This is a genomic window from Gemmobacter denitrificans (genome assembly GCF_036964905.1).
In the GTDB taxonomy this organism is placed as follows: domain Bacteria; phylum Pseudomonadota; class Alphaproteobacteria; order Rhodobacterales; family Rhodobacteraceae; genus Gemmobacter; species Gemmobacter denitrificans.
Genome location: NZ_JBALHR010000003.1, coordinates 132,047 through 154,466 on the forward strand (window position 1 = coordinate 132,047; position 22,420 = coordinate 154,466).

The 22,420-nt window shown below is 65.3% G+C and carries 16 protein-coding genes; 8 read left to right on the forward strand and 8 right to left on the reverse strand.

Translation table 11 applies throughout. The annotated features are described in order from the left end of the window. Positions 1–20: 20 nt before the first annotated feature. The 4 genes from V6590_RS06430 to zapE are packed head-to-tail and all read left to right on the forward strand — an operon-like array spanning position 21 to position 13,139. Entirely contained in the window at positions 21–6,404 is a 6,384-nt protein-coding gene (locus V6590_RS06430; protein WP_434063239.1) for a type I polyketide synthase, read from the forward strand. Continuing rightward, positions 6,404–7,405, forward strand: a complete 1,002-nt coding sequence (locus tag V6590_RS06435; RefSeq protein ID WP_335421090.1) for a glycosyltransferase family 2 protein — start codon at positions 6,404–6,406, stop codon at positions 7,403–7,405. The genes V6590_RS06430 and V6590_RS06435 overlap by 1 nt, the downstream gene beginning before the upstream one ends. Before the next feature lie 37 nt (positions 7,406–7,442). Further along, positions 7,443–11,984 (forward strand): MupA/Atu3671 family FMN-dependent luciferase-like monooxygenase, encoded by a 4,542-nt coding sequence (locus V6590_RS06440; RefSeq protein WP_335421091.1) that lies wholly within the window; start codon positions 7,443–7,445, stop codon positions 11,982–11,984. 54 nt (positions 11,985–12,038) lie between these two features. After that, positions 12,039–13,139 carry a cell division protein ZapE gene (gene zapE, locus V6590_RS06445; protein WP_335421093.1) on the forward strand — a complete coding sequence of 367 codons (1,101 nt, stop codon included), beginning with the start codon at positions 12,039–12,041 and terminating at the stop codon, positions 13,137–13,139. A gap of 3 nt (positions 13,140–13,142) precedes the next feature. Here the strand turns inward: zapE and V6590_RS06450 are convergent, their stop codons facing one another. From V6590_RS06450 to V6590_RS06460, 3 genes are all read right to left on the reverse strand, one after another. Then, the gene (locus V6590_RS06450; protein ID WP_335421095.1) at positions 13,143–13,451 is read right to left on the reverse strand and encodes a P-II family nitrogen regulator; all 309 of its coding nucleotides are present in this window, start codon (positions 13,449–13,451) and stop codon (positions 13,143–13,145) included. 3 nt (positions 13,452–13,454) lie between these two features. Further along, positions 13,455–14,432, reverse strand: a complete 978-nt coding sequence (locus tag V6590_RS06455; RefSeq protein ID WP_335421097.1) for a sodium-dependent bicarbonate transport family permease — start codon at positions 14,430–14,432, stop codon at positions 13,455–13,457. A gap of 90 nt (positions 14,433–14,522) precedes the next feature. Beyond that, a complete protein-coding gene (locus V6590_RS06460; RefSeq protein WP_335421099.1) occupies positions 14,523–15,170 on the reverse strand; it encodes a carbonic anhydrase in 648 nt (215 codons plus the stop codon). Between the two features lie 142 nt (positions 15,171–15,312). On the opposite strand from V6590_RS06460, the gene V6590_RS06465 reads away from it, so the two are divergent. The 3 genes from V6590_RS06465 (at position 15,313) to V6590_RS06475 (ending at position 17,975) form a co-directional block, all read left to right on the forward strand. Further along, on the forward strand, positions 15,313–15,699 hold the full coding sequence (locus tag V6590_RS06465) for a hypothetical protein (protein ID WP_335421101.1): 387 nt from the start codon (positions 15,313–15,315) through the stop codon (positions 15,697–15,699). A gap of 62 nt (positions 15,700–15,761) precedes the next feature. After that, positions 15,762–17,138: a leucyl aminopeptidase family protein gene (locus V6590_RS06470; protein WP_335421103.1), complete on the forward strand. Its 1,377-nt coding sequence runs from the start codon at positions 15,762–15,764 to the stop codon at positions 17,136–17,138. A gap of 3 nt (positions 17,139–17,141) precedes the next feature. Continuing rightward, on the forward strand, positions 17,142–17,975 hold the full coding sequence (locus V6590_RS06475) for a C40 family peptidase (protein ID WP_335421104.1): 834 nt from the start codon (positions 17,142–17,144) through the stop codon (positions 17,973–17,975). Between the two features lie 25 nt (positions 17,976–18,000). Here V6590_RS06475 and V6590_RS06480 read toward each other — a convergent pair whose 3' ends face one another. Continuing rightward, complete coding sequence (locus V6590_RS06480; RefSeq protein ID WP_335421711.1) at positions 18,001–18,339, reverse strand: DUF2794 domain-containing protein; 339 nt, start codon at positions 18,337–18,339, stop codon at positions 18,001–18,003. A gap of 278 nt (positions 18,340–18,617) precedes the next feature. Continuing rightward, complete coding sequence (locus V6590_RS06485) at positions 18,618–19,616, reverse strand: asparaginase (RefSeq protein ID WP_335421106.1); 999 nt, start codon at positions 19,614–19,616, stop codon at positions 18,618–18,620. A 174-nt stretch (positions 19,617–19,790) separates the two neighbouring features. Here V6590_RS06485 and V6590_RS06490 point away from each other — a divergent pair, with 174 nt between their 5' ends. Further along, positions 19,791–20,324 (forward strand): invasion associated locus B family protein, encoded by a 534-nt coding sequence (locus tag V6590_RS06490; protein WP_335421108.1) that lies wholly within the window; start codon positions 19,791–19,793, stop codon positions 20,322–20,324. A 50-nt stretch (positions 20,325–20,374) separates the two neighbouring features. Here the strand turns inward: V6590_RS06490 and V6590_RS06495 are convergent, their stop codons facing one another. The 3 genes from V6590_RS06495 to exbB are packed head-to-tail and all read right to left on the reverse strand — an operon-like array spanning position 20,375 to position 22,389. Continuing rightward, complete coding sequence (locus V6590_RS06495; RefSeq protein ID WP_335421110.1) at positions 20,375–21,175, reverse strand: energy transducer TonB family protein; 801 nt, start codon at positions 21,173–21,175, stop codon at positions 20,375–20,377. Next, positions 21,172–21,594, reverse strand: coding sequence for a TonB system transport protein ExbD (gene exbD, locus V6590_RS06500; RefSeq protein ID WP_335421111.1), 423 nt, complete (start codon positions 21,592–21,594; stop codon positions 21,172–21,174). Before exbD ends, V6590_RS06495 begins: the two co-directional genes overlap by 4 nt. A gap of 3 nt (positions 21,595–21,597) precedes the next feature. After that, positions 21,598–22,389 (reverse strand): tonB-system energizer ExbB, encoded by a 792-nt coding sequence (gene exbB / locus V6590_RS06505; RefSeq protein WP_335421114.1) that lies wholly within the window; start codon positions 22,387–22,389, stop codon positions 21,598–21,600. Positions 22,390–22,420: the final 31 nt, after the last annotated feature.

Here is a 22,420-nt window from a genome sequence, read left to right on the forward strand (position 1 = left end):
CCCCGGATTTGTGAGTGATGATGACCAATAGCCCGCAGCACAGCCCGACCGTGGCCGAGACCGACATTGCCATCGTCGGCATGGCAGCGCATTTGCCCGGCGCGCCATCGATTGTTGCCTATTGGGAAAATCTGCGCGCCGGGATCGAGAGTATCCGCCATCTGTCCGAGGCCGAATTGCTGGCCCATGGCGAAAGCCCGGCCAAGATGCGCCATCGCAACTATGTGCCTGCCGCCGCGATCCTCGACAAGTTCGAGCATTTCGATGCGGATTTCTTCGGATTCTCGCCCAAGGAAGCCGCGATCCTTGATCCGCAGCACCGCCAGTTTCTGGAGGTCGCGTGGGAGGCAATGGAAAATGCGGGCCACACGCCTGAAGGCTTTGCGGGGCCGATCGGCGTCTATGCCGGCTGCGGGATGGGATCCTATTTCTATTTCAACCTGTGTTCCAACCGCGATCTGGTGGATGGCACGGGCATGTTCCTGCTGCGCCATACCGGGAACGACAAGGATTTTCTCGCCACGCGTGTCAGCCATATCTTCGATCTGAAGGGGCCTTCGATCAACATCCAGACTGCATGTTCTACCAGCCTTGTCGCGGTGCATTACGCGGCGCAGGCGCTGTTGAACGGCGAATGTGACATGGCGCTGGCGGGCGGTGTGACCATCGAACTGCCCCATGCCCGCGGCTATGTGTTCAACGAAGGCGAGATCCTGTCGCCCGACGGCCATTGCCATGCCTTTGACCATCGCGCCCAGGGCACGGTGTTCGGCTCGGGTGCGGGCTGCGTGGTGCTGCGCCGCGCGGTGGACGCGATCCGTGATGGCGATCACATCTGGGCGATCCTCAAGGGATCTGCGGTCAATAACGACGGCGCGGCCAAGGCGGGGTATCTGGCCCCTTCGGTCGAAGGGCAGGCGCGCTGCATCGCCGAGGCACAGGCGGTTGCGGGCGTCAGCTCGGACACGGTGGATTATGTCGAATGCCACGGCACCGGCACCTATCTGGGCGACCCGATCGAAGTGGCGGCGCTGACCCAGGCCTTTGCCGAAAGCGCCGACACTGTGGGCACCTGCCGCATCGGCAGTGTGAAGACCAATATCGGCCATCTTGATACGGCGGCGGGGGTGGCAAGTCTGATCAAGGTAGCGCTGCAGCTGCACCACCGGGAAATGGCCCCAAGTCTGGGATATGAGGCCCCGAATCCGGCGATTGATTTCGAAACCTCGCCCTTCCGGGTGAATGACCGGCTGACAGCATGGGAAGACAAGGGCCGCCCGCGCCGTGCAGGTGTCAACAGCCTTGGGGTGGGTGGCACCAATGCCCATGCCGTGCTGGAGGAGGCGCCCGCGCGGGCCGCGGGTGATGAAAGTCTTTGGCCCTTCCAGCCCATCGTGATTTCCGCCAAATCCAAGGCTGCGCTGGATGGGCAGGCGGCAGCTTTGGCCGCGCATCTGCGTGCCCATCCTGAACAGCCGCTGGCCGATGTGGCCTGGACCCTGAAAGAAGGGCGCCGCGCCTTTGAAAAGCGCCGGGTTCTGGTGGCTTCCAGCCACGCAGAGGCGGCGGAACTGCTGGAAGGCAAAGACCCGCGCCGTGTGTTTGCGCATGATCATCTGGGCGATGACCCCGAGGTCGTGTTCATGTTCCCCGGCGGCGGGGCGCAATATGCCGGAATGGCGCGCGACCTGTATGAAACGGAACCGGAATTTCGCGACTGGATGGATCGTGGCTTGGCGATCCTGCAGCCCAAGCTTGACTATGACATCCGCGCGCTGTGGCTGCCCGAAGCGGGGGCAGAGGCGGCGGCGGATGCGCGGCTGAAACGTCCTTCGGTGCAACTGCCGCTGATCATGATCACCGAATATGCGCTGGCGAAACTGTATGAAAGCTGGGGCGTGCGGCCTGCTGCGCTGATCGGCCATTCGATGGGTGAAAATACTGCCGCCTGTCTGGCCGGGGTGATGAGCTTTGAGGATTGCATCGGGCTTGTGCATCTGCGCGGGCAGTTGTTCGATACCGTGCCACCGGGGGGCATGTTGTCGGTGCCGATGGATGAGGCGGCCCTGCGCCTGCGCCTGATCGGCGATCTGGATATGGCGAGCGTGAATGCCCCAGGCCTTTGCGTGGTCTCTGGCCCCGATGCGGCGCTGGCACGCCTTGCCGCCGATCTGGCGGCGGAAGGTGTGGAAACACAGCGCATCGCCATCGACATCGCGGCACATAGCCGGATGCTGGAGCCCATTCTGGCCCGCTTTGGCGAATACCTGCGCGCCATTCGTCTGAACGCGCCGCAGTTGCCCATCATTTCCAACCGCAGTGGCGCGGAACTGACGGCAGCGCAGGCGATGGACCCGGACTATTGGGTGCAGCATCTGCGCAATACGGTGAACTTCCAGCCGGGCATGGCGGCGCTGATGGCGGTGCCGGGCCGGGTCTATATGGAAATGGGGCCGGGGCGGGCCCTGTCATCGCTGGCGCAGGCCAATGGTGTGTCGGCGGGGCAGGTGATCCCCGCCCTGCGCCACCCTGAACAGAAAATGCCGGATGACCAATGGCATATGGCGACGATCGCCCGGCTGTGGGCCTGTGGCGTGCCGGTCGATTGGGCGCCGATCTGGGCCGAGGCGCGGCGTCTGCGGGTGCCGCTGCCGGGCTATGCCTTTCAGCGCAAACCCTATTTCATCGAACCGGCCAAGGCGCAGGTGGTCGAGGCCGAACCGCTGCCGATGCGCGTGGCCGACATGGCCCGCTGGGGCTGGCAGCCGGTCTGGCGGCCCCGCGCCGCCGAGGTGGATTTCGACCGACCGGAAGAGGCCGCGAAACACAGCTGGCTGGTCTTTGTCGATGAAACCGGTCTGGGTGCCGAAGTGGTCACGCAGCTGCGGGCTGCTGGGCAGGCGGTGGTCACCGTCCGCGCCGGTGATGCCTTCGCGCGCGATGGCGAGGGGGGCTATGTCCTGAACCCCGAACGTGGGCGCGAGGGATACGATCACCTGATCCGCGATCTTGTTGCCACGGGCCATTCGCCCGACCGGATTGCGCATTTCTGGCTGGTGACGGATCGCGAAAGCTTCCGCCCCGGGTCAAGCTTCTTCCACCGCAATGTGGAACAGGGGTTCTATGCGCTGATGTTCCTTGGTCAGGCGCTGATCGAGGAAAACCTGCCACGCCCGATTCATGTGGCGGTGGTGACCAGCGGTGCAGCGCAGGTGGCCGAGGAAGGGCTGGCCTATCCCGAAAAGGCCACCATCGCAGGGCCTGCACGGGTGTTGCCGCGCGAAATGCCGGGGCTGACCTGCGCCACGCTGGATGTGGCCTTGCCGGTGATGGCGAGGGGATGGCGGCCCAAACCCGTCGCGCTGGATGGTCTGGCCGCGCAGGTGATCGAGGATCTGCTGGCCGAACCAGGCAATCGTCAGGCGGCCTTGCGCGGAAGCCGAAGGTTTGAACGGACGGTGAAGCGGCTGGCGCTGGAGCCGGGGTCGCTGGCGCTGCCCGAAGGTGCGCCGGTGATGATTACGGGCGGCTTTGGGGGGATCGGTCTGACAGTCGCCGAGGAACTGGTCCGCCAATGCAAGGCCCGGCTGCTGATCTGTGCCCGGCGCGATCTGCCGCATCGCGACAGCTGGCCGCGCTGGCTTGCCACCCATGATGCCGCCGATCCTGTGGCCCACCGCATCCGCGCGGTGCAGCGTCTGGAGAGTCTGGGGGCGCAGGTGATCGTGGCCCGCGCCGATGTCTGCAATGCCGAAGAAATGCGCGCCGCCGTGGCCTTGGCCGAGGCAGAGTTCGGCCCGCTGAAAGCCGTGATCCATGCGGCGGGCATCGTGGCCGATGGCCCCCTGCTGACCAAGACCCCGGCGCAGGTGGAAGAGGTGTTTGCGCCAAAGCTGCACGGCACCCATGTGCTCGATGCGCTGTTTCCTGATGGCAAGCTGGACCTGATGGTGCTGTTTTCTTCGACCTCTACCGTGACAGGCCCTGCCGGGCAGGTCGATTACGTGGCGGCGAATGAATATCTGAACGCCTATGCGCAGGCCCGCCGGGGCGGAAAGACGCGGGTTCTGGCACTGAACTGGGGGATCTGGGCCGATGTCGGCATGGCGGCCGAGGCCCTGGGGGCCAAGCCGCCTGCGCCAAAGCTGCCGGTTGCGGGGCGGCCACTGCTGGCCGACAGCAGCCATGACGCAGCCGGGCATAGGGTGTTTTCCAGGCTTCTGGCAACGGATCACTGGATCCTTGACGGCCATCGCACCAAGGATGGCACGGCGCTGATCCCCGGCACCGGGTATCTGGAAATCGCGGCGGAAGTGGCCGCAGAGGAAGGGTTTGGCGGGTTCGAACTGCGCGATCTGACTTTCTTCCGGGCGCTGGATGTGGCCGATGGCACCACACGCGAGATGCGGGTGAAGCTGGCCCCCAGCGACGAAGGCTTCGGCTTCGAGGTGCGTTCTGGAATGGATCATCGCGGGCGGACCGGCTTTGCCCTGCATGCCGCCGGACGCTTGATGCCGCTGCGCGAGGCCGCATCGCGGATCGAGGCCGACGCGATTGCCGCCTGCTGCGGCGTGCCGAAGGAAGATGCCGCGGGGCTGCGCGTGGCGCAGGAGGCGCATCTGAATTTCGGCCCGCGTTGGCGGGTGCTGCGGCGTGCGGCGCTTGGCAAGGGTGAAGGCATCGCCACGCTGCAACTGCCGATCAGCGCCGATCTGGGCGAAGGTTGGCTGCTGCATCCCGCCTTGCTGGATATTGCCACCGGCTGGGCGATGGAGCTGATCGAAGGCTATGAGGCCAGCCATCTTTGGGTGCCTGTGTCCTATGCCCGGGTGCGGGTCTGGCGGGCGCTGCCCGCGCGGGTCATCAGCTGGGTGCGCAATGCGCGGCCCAATACGGCAGCAGGTCCGGTCGCGGTGTTCGACGTGACACTTGCCGATGACAGCGGCGCGGTTCTGGCCGAGATCGAGGGCTTTACCATCCGCAAGCTGGACGGACCCCTTGCCCAACGCGTGCCCGAAGCGCGCGAGCTGGAATTCGACGATGCGGAAGCCAAGGCCGCGTCACCGCAGGAAGAACGCCTGTTGCACAATCTGGGCCAGGGCATTCGTGCGCAGGATGGGGGCGAGGCATTTGTCCGCGCCTTGGCCACCGGGCAGGCGCAGGTGATCGTCTCATCGCTCGATCTGCCCGATCTGATCCGTCAGGCCGCGCGTGTGGAGGAGGCCCGCCCCGAAGGCCAGAGTTTTGCCCGCCCCGATCTGGACAGCGACTATGTCGAGCCGCGCAATGACATCGAACGCACGCTGGTCGGGTTCTGGCAGGATCTGCTGGGTGTGGGGCAAGTCGGGGTCGAGGATGACTTCTTCGCCCTTGGCGGCCACAGCCTGATCGCGGTGCGCCTGTTTGCCATGGTGAAAAAGGCCTTCCGGGTGGATTTCCCGATTTCTGTCCTGTTCGAGGCGCCGACCATCGCGAAATGCGCCGCGCTGATCGAAGACCGTATCGGGCCGCAGACCAGCGGCAGCAGCGGGGCCAAGCTGGTCGAAGGGCCGAAACGGCGCTTTCTGCATCTGGTGGCCATGCATGAAGGCGGGGGCGGCCCCAGACAGCCCTTCTTCCTTGTGGCGGGGATGTTCGGCAATGTGCTGAACCTGCGGCATCTGGCACAGCTTCTGGGCGGTGACCGGCCCTTCTATGGTCTGCAGGCGCGTGGGCTTTATGGTGAAGACCAACCCCATACCAGCCTGCCCGAAGCCGCGCGGGACTACATCGCCGAATTGCGGCAGGTGCAGCCGCGTGGTCCCTATCTGTTGGGCGGATTTTCCGGCGGTGGCCTGACGGCCTGGGAAATGGCCCGTCAATTGGAGGCGGCGGGGGAAGAGGTGTCGATGCTTGTGCTGCTGGACACGCCGCTGCCCCTGCGCCCGCCCATCTCGCGTCGCGACAAGGCGTTGATCAAGCTGGCAGAGTTGCGCGCGGGCGGGGTGGGCTATCTGGCCCGTTGGGCGCGTGACCGCTGGGAATGGGAACGGCGCAAACGTCTGCCCAAAGCGGTGACCGAAAGTGCGCATGCCTTCCACAATGCCGAGATCGAGGCAGCTTTCCGCGCGGCCATTGCCACCTATGCCCTGCCGCTGCGCACCGGGCCGACGGCGTTGTTCCGCCCGCCGCTGGACCTGCGCTGGAAGGTATCGAATGGCCATTGGGTCAGCGGGGCCAAGGAATATGTGTTCCCCGACAATGATCTGACGCGCTTTGCCCCGGCGCTGACGGTGCATGAGGTGCCGGGCGATCATGACAGCATGGTGCTGGAACCCAATGTGCGGGTGCTGGCGGCCCGGCTGCGCGAAGTGATCGCCGCTGTCGAGGGCCCGGCCCCGGTGCTGCGCGAGGCGGCAGAGTGATGGCCACGGTTCTGACGGTCATCCTCAACTGGCGCACGCCCGCCATGACCCTGCAATCCTGCGAGGCGGCCCTGCAGGCGATGCAGGGCATCGCGGGCGCGATCACCATTGTCGATAATGACAGCGGCGACGGGTCGTTTGAGACGATCAGCGCCGAGGTGGTGGCACGCGGCTGGGACCAGGGCACTGTCCCGGTGCAGGTGATCCAGTCGGGGCGCAATGGCGGCTTTGGCGCGGGCAATAATGTGGGGATCAAGGTCGGTTTGCCGGGCGGTGCGCGGCCCGATTACGCCTATATCCTGAATTCGGATGCCTTTCCCGCGCCGGATGCGATCCGCGCGCTGCTGACTCATCTGGAAAACCATCCACGCACCGGCTTCGCAGGCAGTTTCATCCATGGCACTGACGGCTTGCCGCATCGCACGGCCTTCCGCTTCCCATCAGCCTTGGGCGAGTTGGAAGGTGCTGCGCGCTTTGGCCCGATTTCCCGGCTGCTCAAGCGCCATATCGTGGCGCAGCCCATCCCGGAGGTGACGGGACGGGTGGACTGGCTGGCGGGGGCCAGCCTGATGATGCGGATGGATGTGCTGGACCGGATCGGCCTCTTTGATGAGGTGTTCTTCCTTTATTACGAGGAAACCGATCTGTGCCTGCGCGCGGCGCGTGCGGGCTGGCCCACGGATTATGTGCTGGAAAGCCGGGTGGCGCATATCGGCTCGGCGTCAACCGGCATGAAGACATGGGCGCGCATTCCGCGCTTCTGGCTGGACAGTCGGCGCCATTATTTCACCAAGAATCATGGGCATATCTATGCCGCTGTCGCCACGCTCGCCCATGTTGCGGGCGGGGTGCTCTGGCGCTTGCGTTTGCTGGTGCAGCGCAAGGACCGGGGCGATCCGCCGCATTTTCTGCGCGATCTGATCGTGCATGATTTGGGTTGGGCTGGGCAAGGCGGGCAGGGGGCGACCCCGGCCAAGGTGAAGGTCAGCCCCGAAGGATAGGGGCATCGCTGGCCGCAGGGCTGGCAAGGAGTGCAAGATGAACCCGTTTTCCTGTATCCTCATCGGCAATGAGAGCCTGACGCGTGAATGCGGCGCGGCGCTGATCGCGCGGGGACATCGTGTCGCCGCGCTGGTGACCCGCAACCCGGAGGTGGCGGGATGGGCGCGCGGGCAGGGCCTGCCGGTGATCGCGCAGGAAAAAGGGTGGGAGGCACAGGTGCCTGCCGTGGATTGGCTGCTGTCGGTCGCCAATCTATCGCTGGTGCCCGAGGCCGCGTTGGCGCGCGCCGCCAAGGGCGGGGTGAACTTCCATGATGGGCCGCTGCCCCGCCATGCCGGGCTGAACGCGCCGGTCTGGGCGATTTTGCAGGGTGATGCGCAGCATGGCATCACATGGCACCGCATCACCGCCGGGGTGGATGAGGGGGCGGTGCTGGTGCAGCGCCTGTTCGACATCGCGTCGAATGACACGGCGCTGACCCTGAATACCCGCTGCTTCGAGGCAGCATTGGAAAGCTTCCCGGACCTTTTCGCCGCTTTGGAACAAGACTTGCCGGGCGTGGCGCAGGATTTCACGCAGCGCAGCCTGCATCTGCGGTCAGGTCGGCCTGCGGCAGCCGGGCGGCTGGATTTCACCCAAAGCGCCGAGTCTGTGGCGGCCTTGGTGCGCGCGCTGGATCATGGCAGCTATTGGAACCCGCTGACCTGCGCCAAATTGTGGGATGGGCGGCGGCTCATACTGGCAGGCGGCGCCGAGGTCGTGCCCGGCGCAGGGGTGCCGGGGCAGGTTCTGGCGGCCTCCGATGATGCGGTGACGGTGGCTTGTGGCACGGGCGCGGTGCGGCTGTCGCGGCTGACCTGCCAAAAGGGCTTTCCAATCTCGGGGCTTAGCCTACCCAACCCGATTGCAGGCGGGCCAGATGCGGACGCGCTGACGGCGGCGCTTGCCAAGGTCGCGCCGCAGGAATTGCGGCTGCGCAAGGCGTTGCTGGCGCTGGACCCGGCAGAGGTGACGGGCGCGACCGAGGCGAGCGCACCGGACTTCTGGCACTCGCTGCCGCTTGCCCTGCCCTCGCTTGCCTTGGGTGCCTTGGCGGCGGTGCGGCTGGCGGGCAAGGCTGAGGCCGATCTGGCCTTGGCCGTGGCGCCCGAGGCCGGGATCATCGCAGATTGGACCCCGCTGCGCGTGGTGGCCTCTGGCCCGGTGGCGCAGGCGGTGGCGGTGGTGGAGGGTGCGATGGCCAGTGCCAGTGGCTTTGCCCTAGACCTGCTGGCGCGGGAACGGCGGTTGTTTGGTCTCAAACCTCCGGCCTTCGGGATCGGGGCGGCGCCCATCGCCGGCACGGTTGTGACGCTTTCCCCAGACGCGCTTCACTACGATGCCAGCCGCCTGCCGAAACCGCAGGCCGAGGCCTTGGTTGCGCGGATTGCGGGGTTCGTGGCGGCAGAGGAGCCGATGCTTGAGGCCCGCCCGGTGCTGACCGAGGCCGAGCGCGAGGCCACGCTCTATGCGCCGAACCGCACGCAAAAACCCTATGATTCAAGTGTTTGCATTCATCAGGCCTTTGAGGCGCAGGTGGCGCGCAGCCCCGATGCCGTGGCGGTGGTGTTCGAGGGTCACAGCCTGACCTATGCGGCGCTCAATGCTCGCGCCAACCGTGCCGCGCATGTGCTGATTGGCATGGGGGTGCGCCCCGGCGCTTTGGTGGGCCTGCATTGCCGCCGCTCGCTCGATCTTATGGTGGGGGCTTTGGCGATTTTCAAGGCAGGCGGCGCCTATGTGCCGATGGACCCGGCCTATCCCGCCGACCGCACTGCGCTGTTCATCGAAGATAGCGGCTGCCCGGTGATCGTGACGCAAAGCGCGCTGGAGGGCAGCCTGCCCCGCGCGGTCGATTTGCTCTGCCTTGATACCGACGGGCGGCTGGCTGTGGCGGATGACCGCAACCCGCAATCGGGCGTCACCAGCGCCGATCTAGCCTATATGATCTATACTTCCGGCTCCACCGGGCGGCCCAAGGGCGTGATGGTCGAGCATCGCAATGTGGCGAATTTCTTTGCCGGGATGGATGATCGGATCGACCATGCTGCGGGCTCGGTGTGGCTTGCCGTGACCTCGTTGTCCTTTGACATTTCCGTGTTGGAACTGTTCTGGACGCTGGCGCGCGGCTTCAAGCTGGTGCTGACGAGCGATGAGAACCGGGCGCTGGTGTCGAATGGGCGCATCGGCTCGGCCAAGGGGATGGAGTTTTCGCTCTATTACTGGGGCAATGACGACGGCGCCGGGTCGAAGAAATACGAGCTGCTGCTGGAAGGCGCGAAGTTCGCCGATAGCCACGGTTTCTGCGCCGTCTGGACGCCGGAGCGGCATTTCCACGCTTTTGGGGGCCCTTATCCGAACCCGGCGGTGACCGGGGCAGCGGTCGCCTCGATCACCCGGAACATCGCGGTGCGGGCTGGGTCTGTCGTGCTGCCTTTGCACCATCCGGCGCGGGTGGCCGAGGATTGGGCGGTGATCGACAACCTGACCAATGGCCGCGCGGGGCTGGCCGTGGCAAGCGGCTGGCAGCCCGATGATTTCGTGCTGCGGCCCGAAAACACCCCGCCCAATAACCGGGCGGCGATGTTTGATGGTATCGCGCAGGTGCGGCGGCTCTGGCGGGGCGAGACGGTCGATTTCCCCACCAAAACGGGCACATTCGGCGTAGTGACGCAGCCGCGCCCGGTGTCGAAAGAGCTGGAGGTCTGGATCACCACGGCGGGCAACCCGGCCACATGGCGCGAGGCGGGCGAGATCGGCGCCCATGTGCTGACCCACCTTCTGGGCCAAAGCATCGAAGAGGTGGCGGGCAAGATCGCCATCTATCACGAGGCCCTGCGCAAGGCGGGCCATGATCCGGCGCGCTTCAAGGTGACGTTGATGCTGCATACCTATGTGGCGCGCGACCGCGAGCAGGCCCGGCGCGTGGCGGAAGGTCCGATGAAGGCCTATCTGGCGGCTGCTGTGGGGCTGGTGAAGCAATATGCCTGGGCCTTCCCGGCCTTCAAGAAGCCGCAGGGCATTGAAAAGCCTGATGATATTGATCTTCGCAGCCTGTCGGGCGAGGAAAACGAGGCGATCCTCGATTTCGCCTTCCAGCGCTATTTTGAGGACTCTGGCCTGTTCGGCACGGTCGAAGATGCGCTGGACCGGGTGGAAAGCCTGAAACGCATCGGCGTGACCGAGGTCGCCTGTCTGATTGATTACGGCATCGCCCCCGAAGTGGTTATGGAGGGACTTTATCCGCTGGCCGAGGTGCTGCGCCGCGCCAATGCGGGCGGGCAGCCAGAGGCGGATGATTACTCGATCGCCGCGCAGATCATCCGCCATGGCGTGACGCATCTGCAATGCACGCCCTCCATGGCGCGGATGATCCTGATGAATGAAGAAGCCAAAGGCGCGCTGGCCGGGGTGAAAACCCTGATGCTGGGCGGCGAGGCGCTGCCGGGGGCCTTTGTGCGCGATCTGCGCAAGGTCACTTCGGCGCGCATCCTCAATATGTATGGCCCGACCGAAACCACGATCTGGTCCACGGTCGAGGCAGCGGGTGATGGCGAAGGCGTGGTGAATATCGGCACGCCCATCGCCAATACGCAGGTCTATGTGCTGGATGACGCGCTGAACCCGGTGCCGCCCGGCATGGCGGGCGAGCTGTGGATTGGCGGCGATGGCGTGACGCGCGGCTATTGGCAGCGCGAAGACCTGACAGCGGAGCGTTTCAAGCCCGATCCCTTTGTGCGCGAGGGCGCTTGCCTTTGGGGCGCGCGGATGTATCGCACCGGCGATTTGGTGCGGCTACGGGCCGATGGCAAACTGGATTATCTGGGCCGCGCCGATTTTCAGGTGAAGCTGCGCGGTTATCGGATCGAGCTGGGCGAGATCGAAAGCCGTTTGGAGGAATTGCCGGGCGTGACGCAAGCCGTAGTTCTGGCGCGCGAAGATCAGCCGGGCGACCTGCGGCTGGTGGCCTATATCACCGGCACCGCCAGCGAGGCCGGGCTGAAACCGGCGCTGGCCGCCGTGCTGCCCGAACATATGGTGCCCGCGCATATCGTGTCGCTGGATCACTTCCCGCTCACGCCGAACCGCAAGGTGGATCGCAAGGCGCTGCCCGCCCCGCAGGCCGCCGTGGCCGAGCCGGTGATGCATGAGGCACCCGAGACCGATCTGCAATCGCAGATCGCCGCCGTATGGCAAAAGGTTCTGGGGGTGCCGAAAGTGGGGGCGCGCGACAATTTCTTTGCGCTTGGCGGCCATTCGCTGCTGGCGGTGCAGGCGCATCGCGAGCTGCGCGATGGTCTGGGCCTGTCGAAACTGTCGATCACCGATATCTTCCGCTTCCCCGTGCTGTCGGCCCTGGCGGCGCATCTGGGCGATGCGGGCAAGCCAAGGGCTGCACCCCCAGCCATTGCCCCGGCGGCCCAACCTGCCGCCGCCAATACCGCGCAACCGCCGCAACCCACCGGCAATGACCGGGCCGATGCCCGCATGGATGCCATGGCGCGGCGGCGGGCATTGCGGGCCGGGCGTGACGCCTGACCGAAACCGACGCTTCGCGCTTTTCCAGCGGCGCGGGGCGCGGTAAAGGGCATCATGCGACAGACCCTGACCGAGATTTACGAATCCCGCGTGGCCGACGGCCGCCTGAAGCCCGATCCGGCGCAGCATGGCGTGCTGCCGATGTTCGAGGCGTTGCGCACCTGGCTTGAAGCCAATCCCCTGCGCAAGACCGGGCTTTTTGCTGGGCTGTTCGCCCGACCTGTCACACCGCCCAAGGGCATTTACCTTTGGGGCGGGGTCGGGCGCGGCAAATCCATGGTGATGGACCTGTTTGTCGATCATCTGGAGATCACGGCCAAGCGGCGGGTGCATTTCCATGCCTTCATGCAGGAAATCCACCGCGGCTTGCATGCCGCCCGCCAGCGCGGGGTGGAAGATGCGTTGAAACCGGTGGCGGATGCGGTCGCCCGCGAAACGCGGCTGCTGGCCTTTGACGAAATGCAGATCACCGACATCACCGATGCGATGATCGTGGGGCGGTTGTTCCAGATGCTGCTGGAAGATGGGGTGGTGATCGTGACCACGTCCAACCGCGTGCCCGAAGATCTGTACAAGAATGGCCTGAACCGTGCGCTGTTTCTGCCCTTCATCGACCTGATCCGCGACAGGTTTCAGGTGCATGAACTGCAAAGCCCGAATGATTACCGCCAGCACCGGCTGCAGGGCGCGCAGGTCTATTTTCATCCGGCTGGGCAGGCGGGCCCGGTGATTGACCGGATCTGGGCCGATCTGTCCGGTGGAGGCGCCGCGACAGCGCTGCATCTGGAAGTGAACGGCCGTCAGGTGGAACTGCCGCGCTTTGCCAATGGGGTCGCGCGCGCCACGTTCTGGGACCTGTGCGCCCGCCCGCTGGGCGCTGCCGATTATCTGGCCATTGCGGGGGCGGTGCGGGTGCTGATCCTGGAAGACATCCCCCAGCTTTCGGCCAGCAATTACAACGAGGCCAAGCGCTTTGTCACGCTGATCGACGCGCTGTATGAAGGCAAGGTTCGGTTGATCTGTTCTGCGGCGGATGTGCCGGAACGGCTTTACATCGAAGGAACCGGAGCCTTCGAATTTGAACGCACCGCCAGCCGCCTGCGCGAGATGCAGGATGCCAATTGGGGTGCCATCCGGCCGCCGGATCAGGGGTGAGTGTCAGAACCGCTCGGCCCGCAGCACCTGCGCCTCGGTGATGCTGACCACGCCGATATGACGTTCCACCACTGCAAAAGCGGCATCCAGCAGCGTGTCCAGCCGGTCGGGGCGGATCAGGCAGATCACTGCCACCATGCCGGACCGTCCCACCTGACCTTCACGCGTCCAGCGACCTGACCGGCCCGATCCGCCCAGCACAGGCAGCACGGTAAAGCCGGTCACCCCTGCCTTTTCCAGCGCGGCAGTCAGACGGCTTTCCATCGGGGCCTCGATGATGATTTCGACGCGCTTCGCGGCATGGGTCTGCATCGGTCAGGCTCCGGTCAAGGTCTGGGCGAGCGCGATATAGAGCGGGATGCCCAGTGTCAGGTTGAAGGGAAAGGTGATGCCAAGCGCCAGCGTCAGCGACAGGGCCGGATTGGCGGCGGGCAGGGCCACGCGCATCGCAGCGGGGACCGCGATATAGCTGGCCGATGCGCAAAGCACCATCAGCAGCGCCACGCCCCCGGGCGACAGGCCCAGCAGCAGCGCCGTTGCCAATCCGAAACCCGCGCCGATCAGTGGCATCAGCAGGCCAAAGGCCAGCGTGCCGCCCCCCAGCACGCCCCGTGCGCCCTTCAACCCGCGCCCGGCGACCAGCCCCATATCCAGCAGGAACAGGCACAGCACGCCCTGGAAGGGGGCAACGATGAAGGCATCAATCTTGGCCAGACCTGTTTCACCGGTGGCCAGCCCGATCAGGAAAGACCCGACCAGCAGCACGATCGACCCGTTGAAGGCGATCTCGCGCCACAGATCGGGGTCATTGTCGCGCTCCGCTCCGGCGCGATTGGCCAGCCAAAGGGCGGTCAGGATGGCGGGGGCTTCCATCGCGGCGGCGACGGCGACCATATAGCCTTCGGCCGCAATCCCTTGCGCCTGCAGAACGGATGATGCCGTGACAAAGGTCACGATGGAGATCGATCCATAATGCGCCGCCACGGCCGCTGCATCGGTGGGGCCCAGCCGGGTGATGGCGCGGATCAGCGCATAGGCCACCAGCGGAAGTGCCGCAGACAGCACGACCCCCGCCAGCAAGGCCGCGATCAGTCGCCCATCCACCCCATGCGCCGCCACCGCCGCACCGCCCTTGAAACCGATGGCGAACAACAGATACAGCGACATCCCTTTTGCCACAGCCTCGGGCACCGTCAGATCGGATCGCGCCAGCGCCGCAGCCAGCCCCAGCACAAAGCTCAGGATCATTGGTGACAGAAGGTTGGCAGCCGCCAGCGACAGGATTTCGGACATGGCTTTCCCTTTGGGTTTTGTCCCATCTGGGCAGCAAGGCCACCCGGTTCAAGCCCCGCGCAGCAGGGCAGGCGCGTGCTTGTGGGTCGGTTACAGCGGCACGAAGCTGCGCGAGGCCGGATCGTATTGCTCCACCCCGCCTTCGGCCATATCGTTCCACAATCCGTGCAATGTCAGATATTCGGATTCGACGGCCGCCTTCACAAAGGGGAAGGTCATCAGGTTTTCAAGGCTGACCAACACCGCCTCGCGTTCCAACGCACGGGGGCGATCTGCTTCGGGCAGATGCGCAACCCGGTCATAGCCGGGGCGCAGGATATCCATCCAGCGGCCCACAAAGCTTGACTTTTCAAGTAGTTGCGGCGCGTGGCCCGAGCACATGTCATGGCAGCCCTTCACGCCGCCACAATTGCTGTGACCCAGAACCACGATATGCGCGACCTTCAGCGCGGACACCGCATATTCCACCGCAGCCGAAGTGCCGTGATATTCGCCATCCGGGTTATAGGGCGGCACCAGATTGGCGATGTTGCGATGAATGAAGAACTCGCCTTCATCCGCACCGAAGATCGACGTCACATGCACGCGCGAGTCGCAGCAGGAAATCACCATGGCACGGGGATGCTGGCCACTTTCGGCCAGACGGCGATACCAGGCCTTGTTGCTTTGATAGGTCGTCGCCTTCCAGCCGTGATAGCGGCTTACAAGATAGGCGGGCAGCGGCTTGGCGTGGTCCAATCGGGTCTCCGTCAGCTGTGCGTTTCGACCGGGGAATACGCGGCAATCGCAGAAAATTCGAGAGGTTTCTTTTTGGGCAGGCAACCATTTGTTCAGGCTGGCGGCGCAGGATGCCCTTGGGTGCGACGGAGTGGGTTGGAAAATGACAAATGGCAACGTAACGGTCCTGCGGCCGCAAGACCGCCTGCGCCAGAATGTGGCGCCGGTAGCCGCGATCTATCGCGATCTGGGCACCGTGCAGGCGGAACAGGTGGTCACACGGGCCCTGGGTGAACTGGCACTGGCCATGTCGGGTCTGGCCGCGCAGGTGCGCGCGCAGGATCTGAGCGATCTGGCGCGGCAATTGCGGCGCTTGCAGCGGATGGCCGATCAACTGGGTCTGGAAAGCCTTGGCACAGTGGCCGAACATGTGCGCATCTGCCTTGATCAGGGGGATGCGACGGCCTTCTCGGCGGTCTGGGCGCGCTTGATCCGGGTGGCCGAAAGGTCGCTTGCGGGCGACAAGGATCTGCTGGACCGGTCGCTTTAGGCGGCTTGCGGGCGGCGATGGATGGTCTAGGCTGGCACCGGTCCACAGTCCCGGAGCGTGCCATGACCCCGAATTTCGCCGACCAAGCCCAGCCGTCGCGACCGCTGCATGTTGTCGCGGCTGACAATCTTGATGCTTGGCTTGCTGCGCAACCCCCGGAAATTGCGACCTGGCTGCGCGATGGCGGTTTTCGCGCGGCGCTTGGCGAAGTGATGCTGTTGCCCGGCGGATCGGGCAGTGTTGCGGGGGCGGCAATCGGGCTGGGAACCCCGGCCAGCCGGGCGCGCCAGCGCTTTGGTCTGGCACGCGCAGTGTCCAGCCTGCCCGCTGGTGCCTGGCATTTCGAAGGCCTGCCCGCCGATATGGCCACCGAAACCGCACTTGGATGGCAGCTGGCGCAATACCGGTTTGATCGCTACCGGCCCGCAGACCGAACCGCGCCCCAGCTGAAATGCCCCGAAGGTGTGGATGAGGCGCTGGTTCTGGCCATGGCCGAAGGCGAATGTCTGACGCGCGATCTGATCAATACCCCTGCTGCCGATATGGGACCAGCCGAGCTTGAAGCCGCGTTCCTTGCGCTGGCCGACCGCTTCGGAGCAGCCACGCAAGTGGTGCAGGGGCCTGATCTGGAAGAAGGCTTTCCCATGATCCATGCCGTGGGCAAGGGATCGGACCGCGCGCCGCGCCTGTTGTCGCTGCGATGGGGGCAGACCGGCCCCAGCCTGACGCTGGTTGGCAAGGGGGTCTGTTTCGATACGGGGGGCCTCAATCTCAAACCCTCCTCCGGCATGCAGTTGATGAAAAAGGACATGGGGGGTGCGGCCACGGTCATGGGCCTTGCGCTGATGATCATGCGGTTGGGCCTGCCGATCCGGCTGCGGGTCATCGTGCCTGCGGTGGAAAACAGTGTGTCGGGCCGGGCCATGCGGCCCAAGGATATCCTGCGGTCGCGCAAGGGATTGACGGTCGAGGTGAACGATACCGATGCCGAAGGTCGGCTGGTTCTGGGCGATGCGCTGGCTTGGGCCGCCGAGGAAAACCCGGAACTGCTGGTGTCGATGGCAACGCTGACCGGTGCTGCGCGGGTCGCGGTCGGGCCCGATCTGGCCCCCTATTTCACGGATGATGACAGCATGGCCCGCGCGCTGGAGGCCGGCGCCCGTGCCGGGGCCGATCCGGTCTGGCGCCTGCCGTTCCATACGCCCTATGAAAGCGTGATCGAACCGGGGATTGCCGATCTGGACAATGCGCCGGGGTTTGGCTTCGCGGGATCGATCACCGCCGCGCTGTTCCTGCGCCGTTTTGCCGATCACCCGCGCTACATGCATTTCGACATCTACGGTCATACACCGACCGACGCCCCGGCCCGGCCCAAGGGCGGGGTGGGGCAGGGCGCGCGCGCCCTGCTTTTTGCGCTGCCTGATATGCTGGGGCTTTGACCGATGGACCGCCGCCTGACCCCCGCCAATGCCCGTGTCGCGCTGGAAAGCCTGCGTGGCCTCGTTGATGCGCCCCGCTTTATGCCCGGTGAACCCGCTCAGGTCGCAGCGCCGTTGGCCGATCTGCTCAAATCCCCCGGCGGCGCGCGTGACCGGCAACTGCTGTGCGGTGATCCGGTGACGGTGATCGAACGCCACGAGGGCTGGGCCTTTCTGCAGGCGGCAAAGGATGGCTATTGCGGCTATCTGCCCGAAAGCCTGCTAGGCCCTGCCAGCACCGCGACCCATTGGGTCGCCACCCCTGCCACGCATCTGTATGACGGACCGAAGGTTCAGCATCGCGAACTGGCTTGCCTGTATATGGGGACAAGGCTGCGGGTGACCGGCCAATTGGGTGCCTGGGCGGAAACCCCGCAGGGTTTTGTGCCCGCAAGCCATATCAAGCCGCTGGGCCAGCATCACGCCGATCCGGCCACAGTGGCGCAGATGTTTCTGCACACCCCTTATCTTTGGGGCGGCAATTCCCGTGCAGGGATCGATTGTTCGGGGCTGGTGCAGATCGCCTTTCAGGCCTGCGGCATCGCGCTGCCGGGGGACAGCGACCTGCAGGCGGTCTGCGGCCAGCCGATGCCTGACGACCAGCCCTTGCGCCGCAATGATCTGATCTTCTGGAAGGGGCATGTGGCCATCGCGCTCGCCGCCGACCGGATGATCCATGCCACAGCCGCCACCATGTCGGTGACCGAAGAACCCATTCCGGCGGCCATTGCCCGAATAGAGGCGGCGGGCGATGGCCCCGTCACGGCGCGCCGCAGGGTCGCAGGTAGCGCGTCCTGATCTGTCATTCGTGAAAGCAGAAGGGTCAGTCGATCGGGCGGATCAGCTTGCGGTCAAACAGCCGCAGCACCGCCGCAAGATCATGGCCGCGCCGCAATAGCTGCCCACCTTCGCCGCGCACGGCATACATCCCCTGTTTCAGCCGCAGTGCAGGGCGTTTTTCGATCCGATACAGCGGAACTTCGGCTGTCCGGCGAAACACCGAAAACACCGCCACATCCCGCAAGGCGGCAATCCCGTAGTCGCGCCATTCGCCTGCGGCCACCATCCGGCCATAGACCGACAGGATGGCCCCCAGTTCCGCCCGGTCAAAGCAGACCTGTTCGGGTGCAGCCGGGAAGGGGACAGGCGGTTCTGGGGGCATCAGTGTCATGTCATCAGCTTACGGCAAAACCGTTACAAATCAAGAAAGGGACAATTTACCGGGCCGCCTTGATTATGCCGCAAAATCACCGTGGAAAGACCCCTTGCTTTCCGTCACGGCACCACGATCACAGGCGATAAGGGATGTGTAGCAAGTGAAACCCGGCGGTGCGGACAAAAAGCCCCCACCCAGCCTGTGCCGTCGGGCCACTTGCTGCAAACGGGCCCTCGCCGAAATGCGGGGGCCCGGGGCATTTTCATAGGCCGTGTGCGGATGGTTCAGACCGGAAAGCCGGGTGCCGCCGCCAGAACACCGGTATCGATGCCGCGCCAATTCACCTGCCGGGCATTCAGCCGCTTGCGGGTGGCGGGGTGATCTGCCTCCAGCGCACCCAAAGACACCAGCAGCGCGGCAATCGCACATTCCGATGCGCGCCCGCTGCCATCTTCGATCTTCAGCGCGATACCCAAGCCCTGATCGGGCAGGATCGCAATGAAGACGGCCTCGGCCCCGGTCTTGAGCGCGACCCGCCCGCCCATCGCGCGCATGAGTTCGGTGCAGGCGCGGCCTTCACCAGCCACAAATTCCGGGTGTGCTGCCATGGCGCGTGTCAGCCGATATGCGGCCCGGCTGCGCGCATCACCGCTGTCGGGCGCATTGGCAAAGAAGGCCATCGACCGGGCCAGCCCCAGCAGCGTGGTGGCAAAGTTCGGGGCGGAACAGCCGTCGATGCCGAAGCCCGGGCTGTTTTCGCCGGTGGTCGCCTCGAACGCGTCGCGGATCGCCCGTTGCAGCGGATGGTCGGGCTCGACATATTCCGAGCCCGCCTTCATGTGACGCACCCATGTCAGCATCCCCGCATGTTTGCCGGAACAGTTGTTGTGATACTGGCAAGGCGCTTCGGCCCCGCGGATCAGCCGGTCGCGTTCTGTCCGGTCATAGGGTTCATGGGCGCCGCAACGCAGATCGGATTCGTGCAGGCCAAGCCCGGTCAGCCAGCGGTCCACCGCGCCCACATGCAGCGCAGCCCCCTGATGACTGGCGCAGGACAAGGCCAGCTGCGCATCGGTCAGGCCCCCCGCATCGGCCGCGCCGCTTTCCACCAATGGCAGTGCCTGCAGCATCTTGCAGGACGATCGCGGGAAGATCACCTTGCCCGGATCGCCCCAGGCCTGCACGATCTGCCCATCTGGCCCGCAGATCACCGCATGGCCCAGATGGCGGCTTTCCAGAAGCCCCCCGCGCCAGAGTTCGACCATCGGTACTGCCTGCGCCATGCGTTCCGCCCCCTCACAGTTGCGCGATTCTCTGCCCATCGGGCTTTCGCGGCTTGCCATTTCTGCGATATGAAGGGATATCGGGTTGAATTGCTGCCCGCCACTGGAAAAGCCGGATCAACAGGCGGAACGGATGGGCAGGACTGAGGCGTATTTCGGCTGGAGGCTGATGCAATGAAATCGCAGATCGCTCGCTCTCTTGGCGCGGCCGCGCTGGTGCTGGCGGCAACGGGCGCCCAGGCGCAGGAATCCACCAATCAGGTTGCGGTCGTTTCCGACTGGTCGGTCTTTACCGAACCTGCAACGGGCAAGCCCAAGGAATGCTGGGCCGTGACCAAGCCCAAATCCTCGGAAGCCAGCCGCGATGGCAAGCCGGTTTCTGCCAGCCGCAGCGATATCCTGCTCTGGATTACCTTCCGTGCCGGTGAAGGTGGCAAGGGTGAGGTGAGCTTTACCGGGGGCTATCCGTACAAGACGGATTCGAATGTGACGTTCGAAATCGATGGCGAGGCGCATACCCTGTTCACCGTGGGCGAAACTGCCTGGACCAGCGGCCCGGATCAGGATGCCAAGCTGATTGCGGCCCTGAAGAAAGGCAGCACGGCGGTGGTGACCGGTGTTTCGGGGCGCGGCACGGAAACCAAGGATACGCTGTCGCTGCGCGGTGTAACCGCCGCGATTGAGGATGCCGCCAAGCGTTGCCAGTAAGCGCGGGTCGCGCGATGCGAAGGGCCGCCCGCTGGGTGGCCTTTGTCGTTTCAACCGTTGATCGGAATGTTCAGCGTGACCGGATTGCCGCTGGGTGGTGGGGCAATCTTGCCTTTGCGCCGGGCCAGCGCGACGGCCTTGGCATCGAATTTCGCGTCACCGCTGGAGCGTACGACCGAAACGCCGGTGATCCGTCCATCCCCGGCCACTGCTATGGCCAGCTCCAGTTTCAGTTCGCGCGTTGTCTGTAGCCGCCGCATGTGCGCACCCAGCTGCCCTGCCACCTTGCGTTGCCACTTCGCCACGGCGTTCGGGCTGGCAGAACCCTTGGCGCTGGCTGCCGCACCGCCGCTGGCCTTTTGCGGCGGGGGGGCGGCGTCGGTCTTGCGCGGTTTTTCAGGGCTGGGTTGGGCCTTCTTGCGGGGCTTCGGGGCCGGTTTCTGCGCAGGTTTTGGGTCGGGCTTGGCCTGCGGTTTGGGATCGGGCTTTGGCTCCGGTTCCGGCTGAGGTTCGGGGTCTGGCGCTGGCTTGACAACGGGGTCAGGCTTGGGCTCCGGTTCGGCCTCGACCAGCTTTTCAGGCTCAGGCTCAGGCTCAGGCTCAGGCTCTGGGGGCGGGGCGGCGGGTGCAGCTTCTGGAACTTCGGCCACATATGGGGCAGGGGGCAGGGCTGTCAGATCAATGTTCATCACCTGTTTCGCCCCGGTTTCGCGTCCCTGCGCCGGGGGAAGGCGCAGGGCAAGCGCAGTGCCCGCAGCAATCACCAGCGCAATCACCGCCGCCGCTATCAGCCAGAGCAGTGCCTCGGCCCGCCGCCGCCCGCGCGCGATATGGTCCAACCAGTCGGTCATGGCGCTTCCTCGGCGCCGACCAGCGCCACCTGCCGGAACCCGCCGTCGCGCAGCAGGTTCATCACCGCCATCAACTCGCCATAGGCCACGGCCTGATCGGCGCGCAGAAAGATGCGGGTATCGGGATTGCCGCCCGTGGCGGCGTTCAGCGCTGCTGCCAACCCTTCGCGCGAGACCGGGGCCGTTCCAACCGACACTGTCAGGTCTGCGGCAAGGGTCAGGAAAACCGGATATTCCGGCCGTTCCTGCGGGCTGGCATTCGATCCGGGCAAGGTCACCGGCACATCCACCGTGGACAGTGGTGCTGCAACCATGAAGATGATCAGAAGCACAAGCATCACATCGATGAAGGGCGTGACGTTGATCTCATGCGCCTCGGCCAGGTCGTCGTCATTTTCAGGGCGGAGCGAGGCAGCCATAGGTCACCCTTTCATCGACCGAAAGTCGATATCGCGGCTCAGCAGGCGCAGAACCGCCGCCGCCGCATCGCCCAGAAGCAGCCGGTAAGCGGCCAGCGACCGGCTGAACTGATTGTAGATCACCACTGCCGGGATCGCCGCCACCAGCCCGATGGCGGTGGCCAGCAAAGCCTCGGCAATGCCCGGGGCGACGACGGCCAGATTGGTGGTCTTGCTTTCTGCGATGCCGATAAAGCTGTTCATGATGCCCCAGACAGTGCCGAACAGCCCGACAAAGGGGGCAATCGCGCCGATGGTGGCCAGCACGCCAGTTCCGCGCCGTGCGCGGGCAAGGGTCTGGCCTTCGATCCGAGCGACCAGCGATTGCGCCCGTTCCTTGATGCCTTCGGTCCCGGCTGGTGCGATGGCGGGGGCAGAGCGGCCATATTCTTCTGCCACGGCCAGAGCCATCACCGTGGCCGGATCGCGCCGACTGCCCAACCGGCCTGTGGCCTCGTCCAGGGTTGCGGCGCGGGCGAGGATGCGACCACTCTGGCGGGCGCGTTGGCGGGCCACCAGAAGCTCCACCGTCTTGAACAGCCAGATCGTCCATGTGGCGAAACAGGCGGCAAGCAGGCTGAGCATCACCGCTTTCACCACCCAATGCGCCTGATTGTACATGCCCAGCGGCGACAGGTCATGCGCGGGGGCAAGGGGGAGATCGGTAGGCGGGGCGTTTGGCACCGTGGCCGGCAGCATTTGCGGTGCGGAAGGTGCGGGTTGGTCCTGCGCCAGAAGCGGGGCCGGGTGCGACATGCTCAGGCAGATGGTAAGCAGGAGTGCAGAG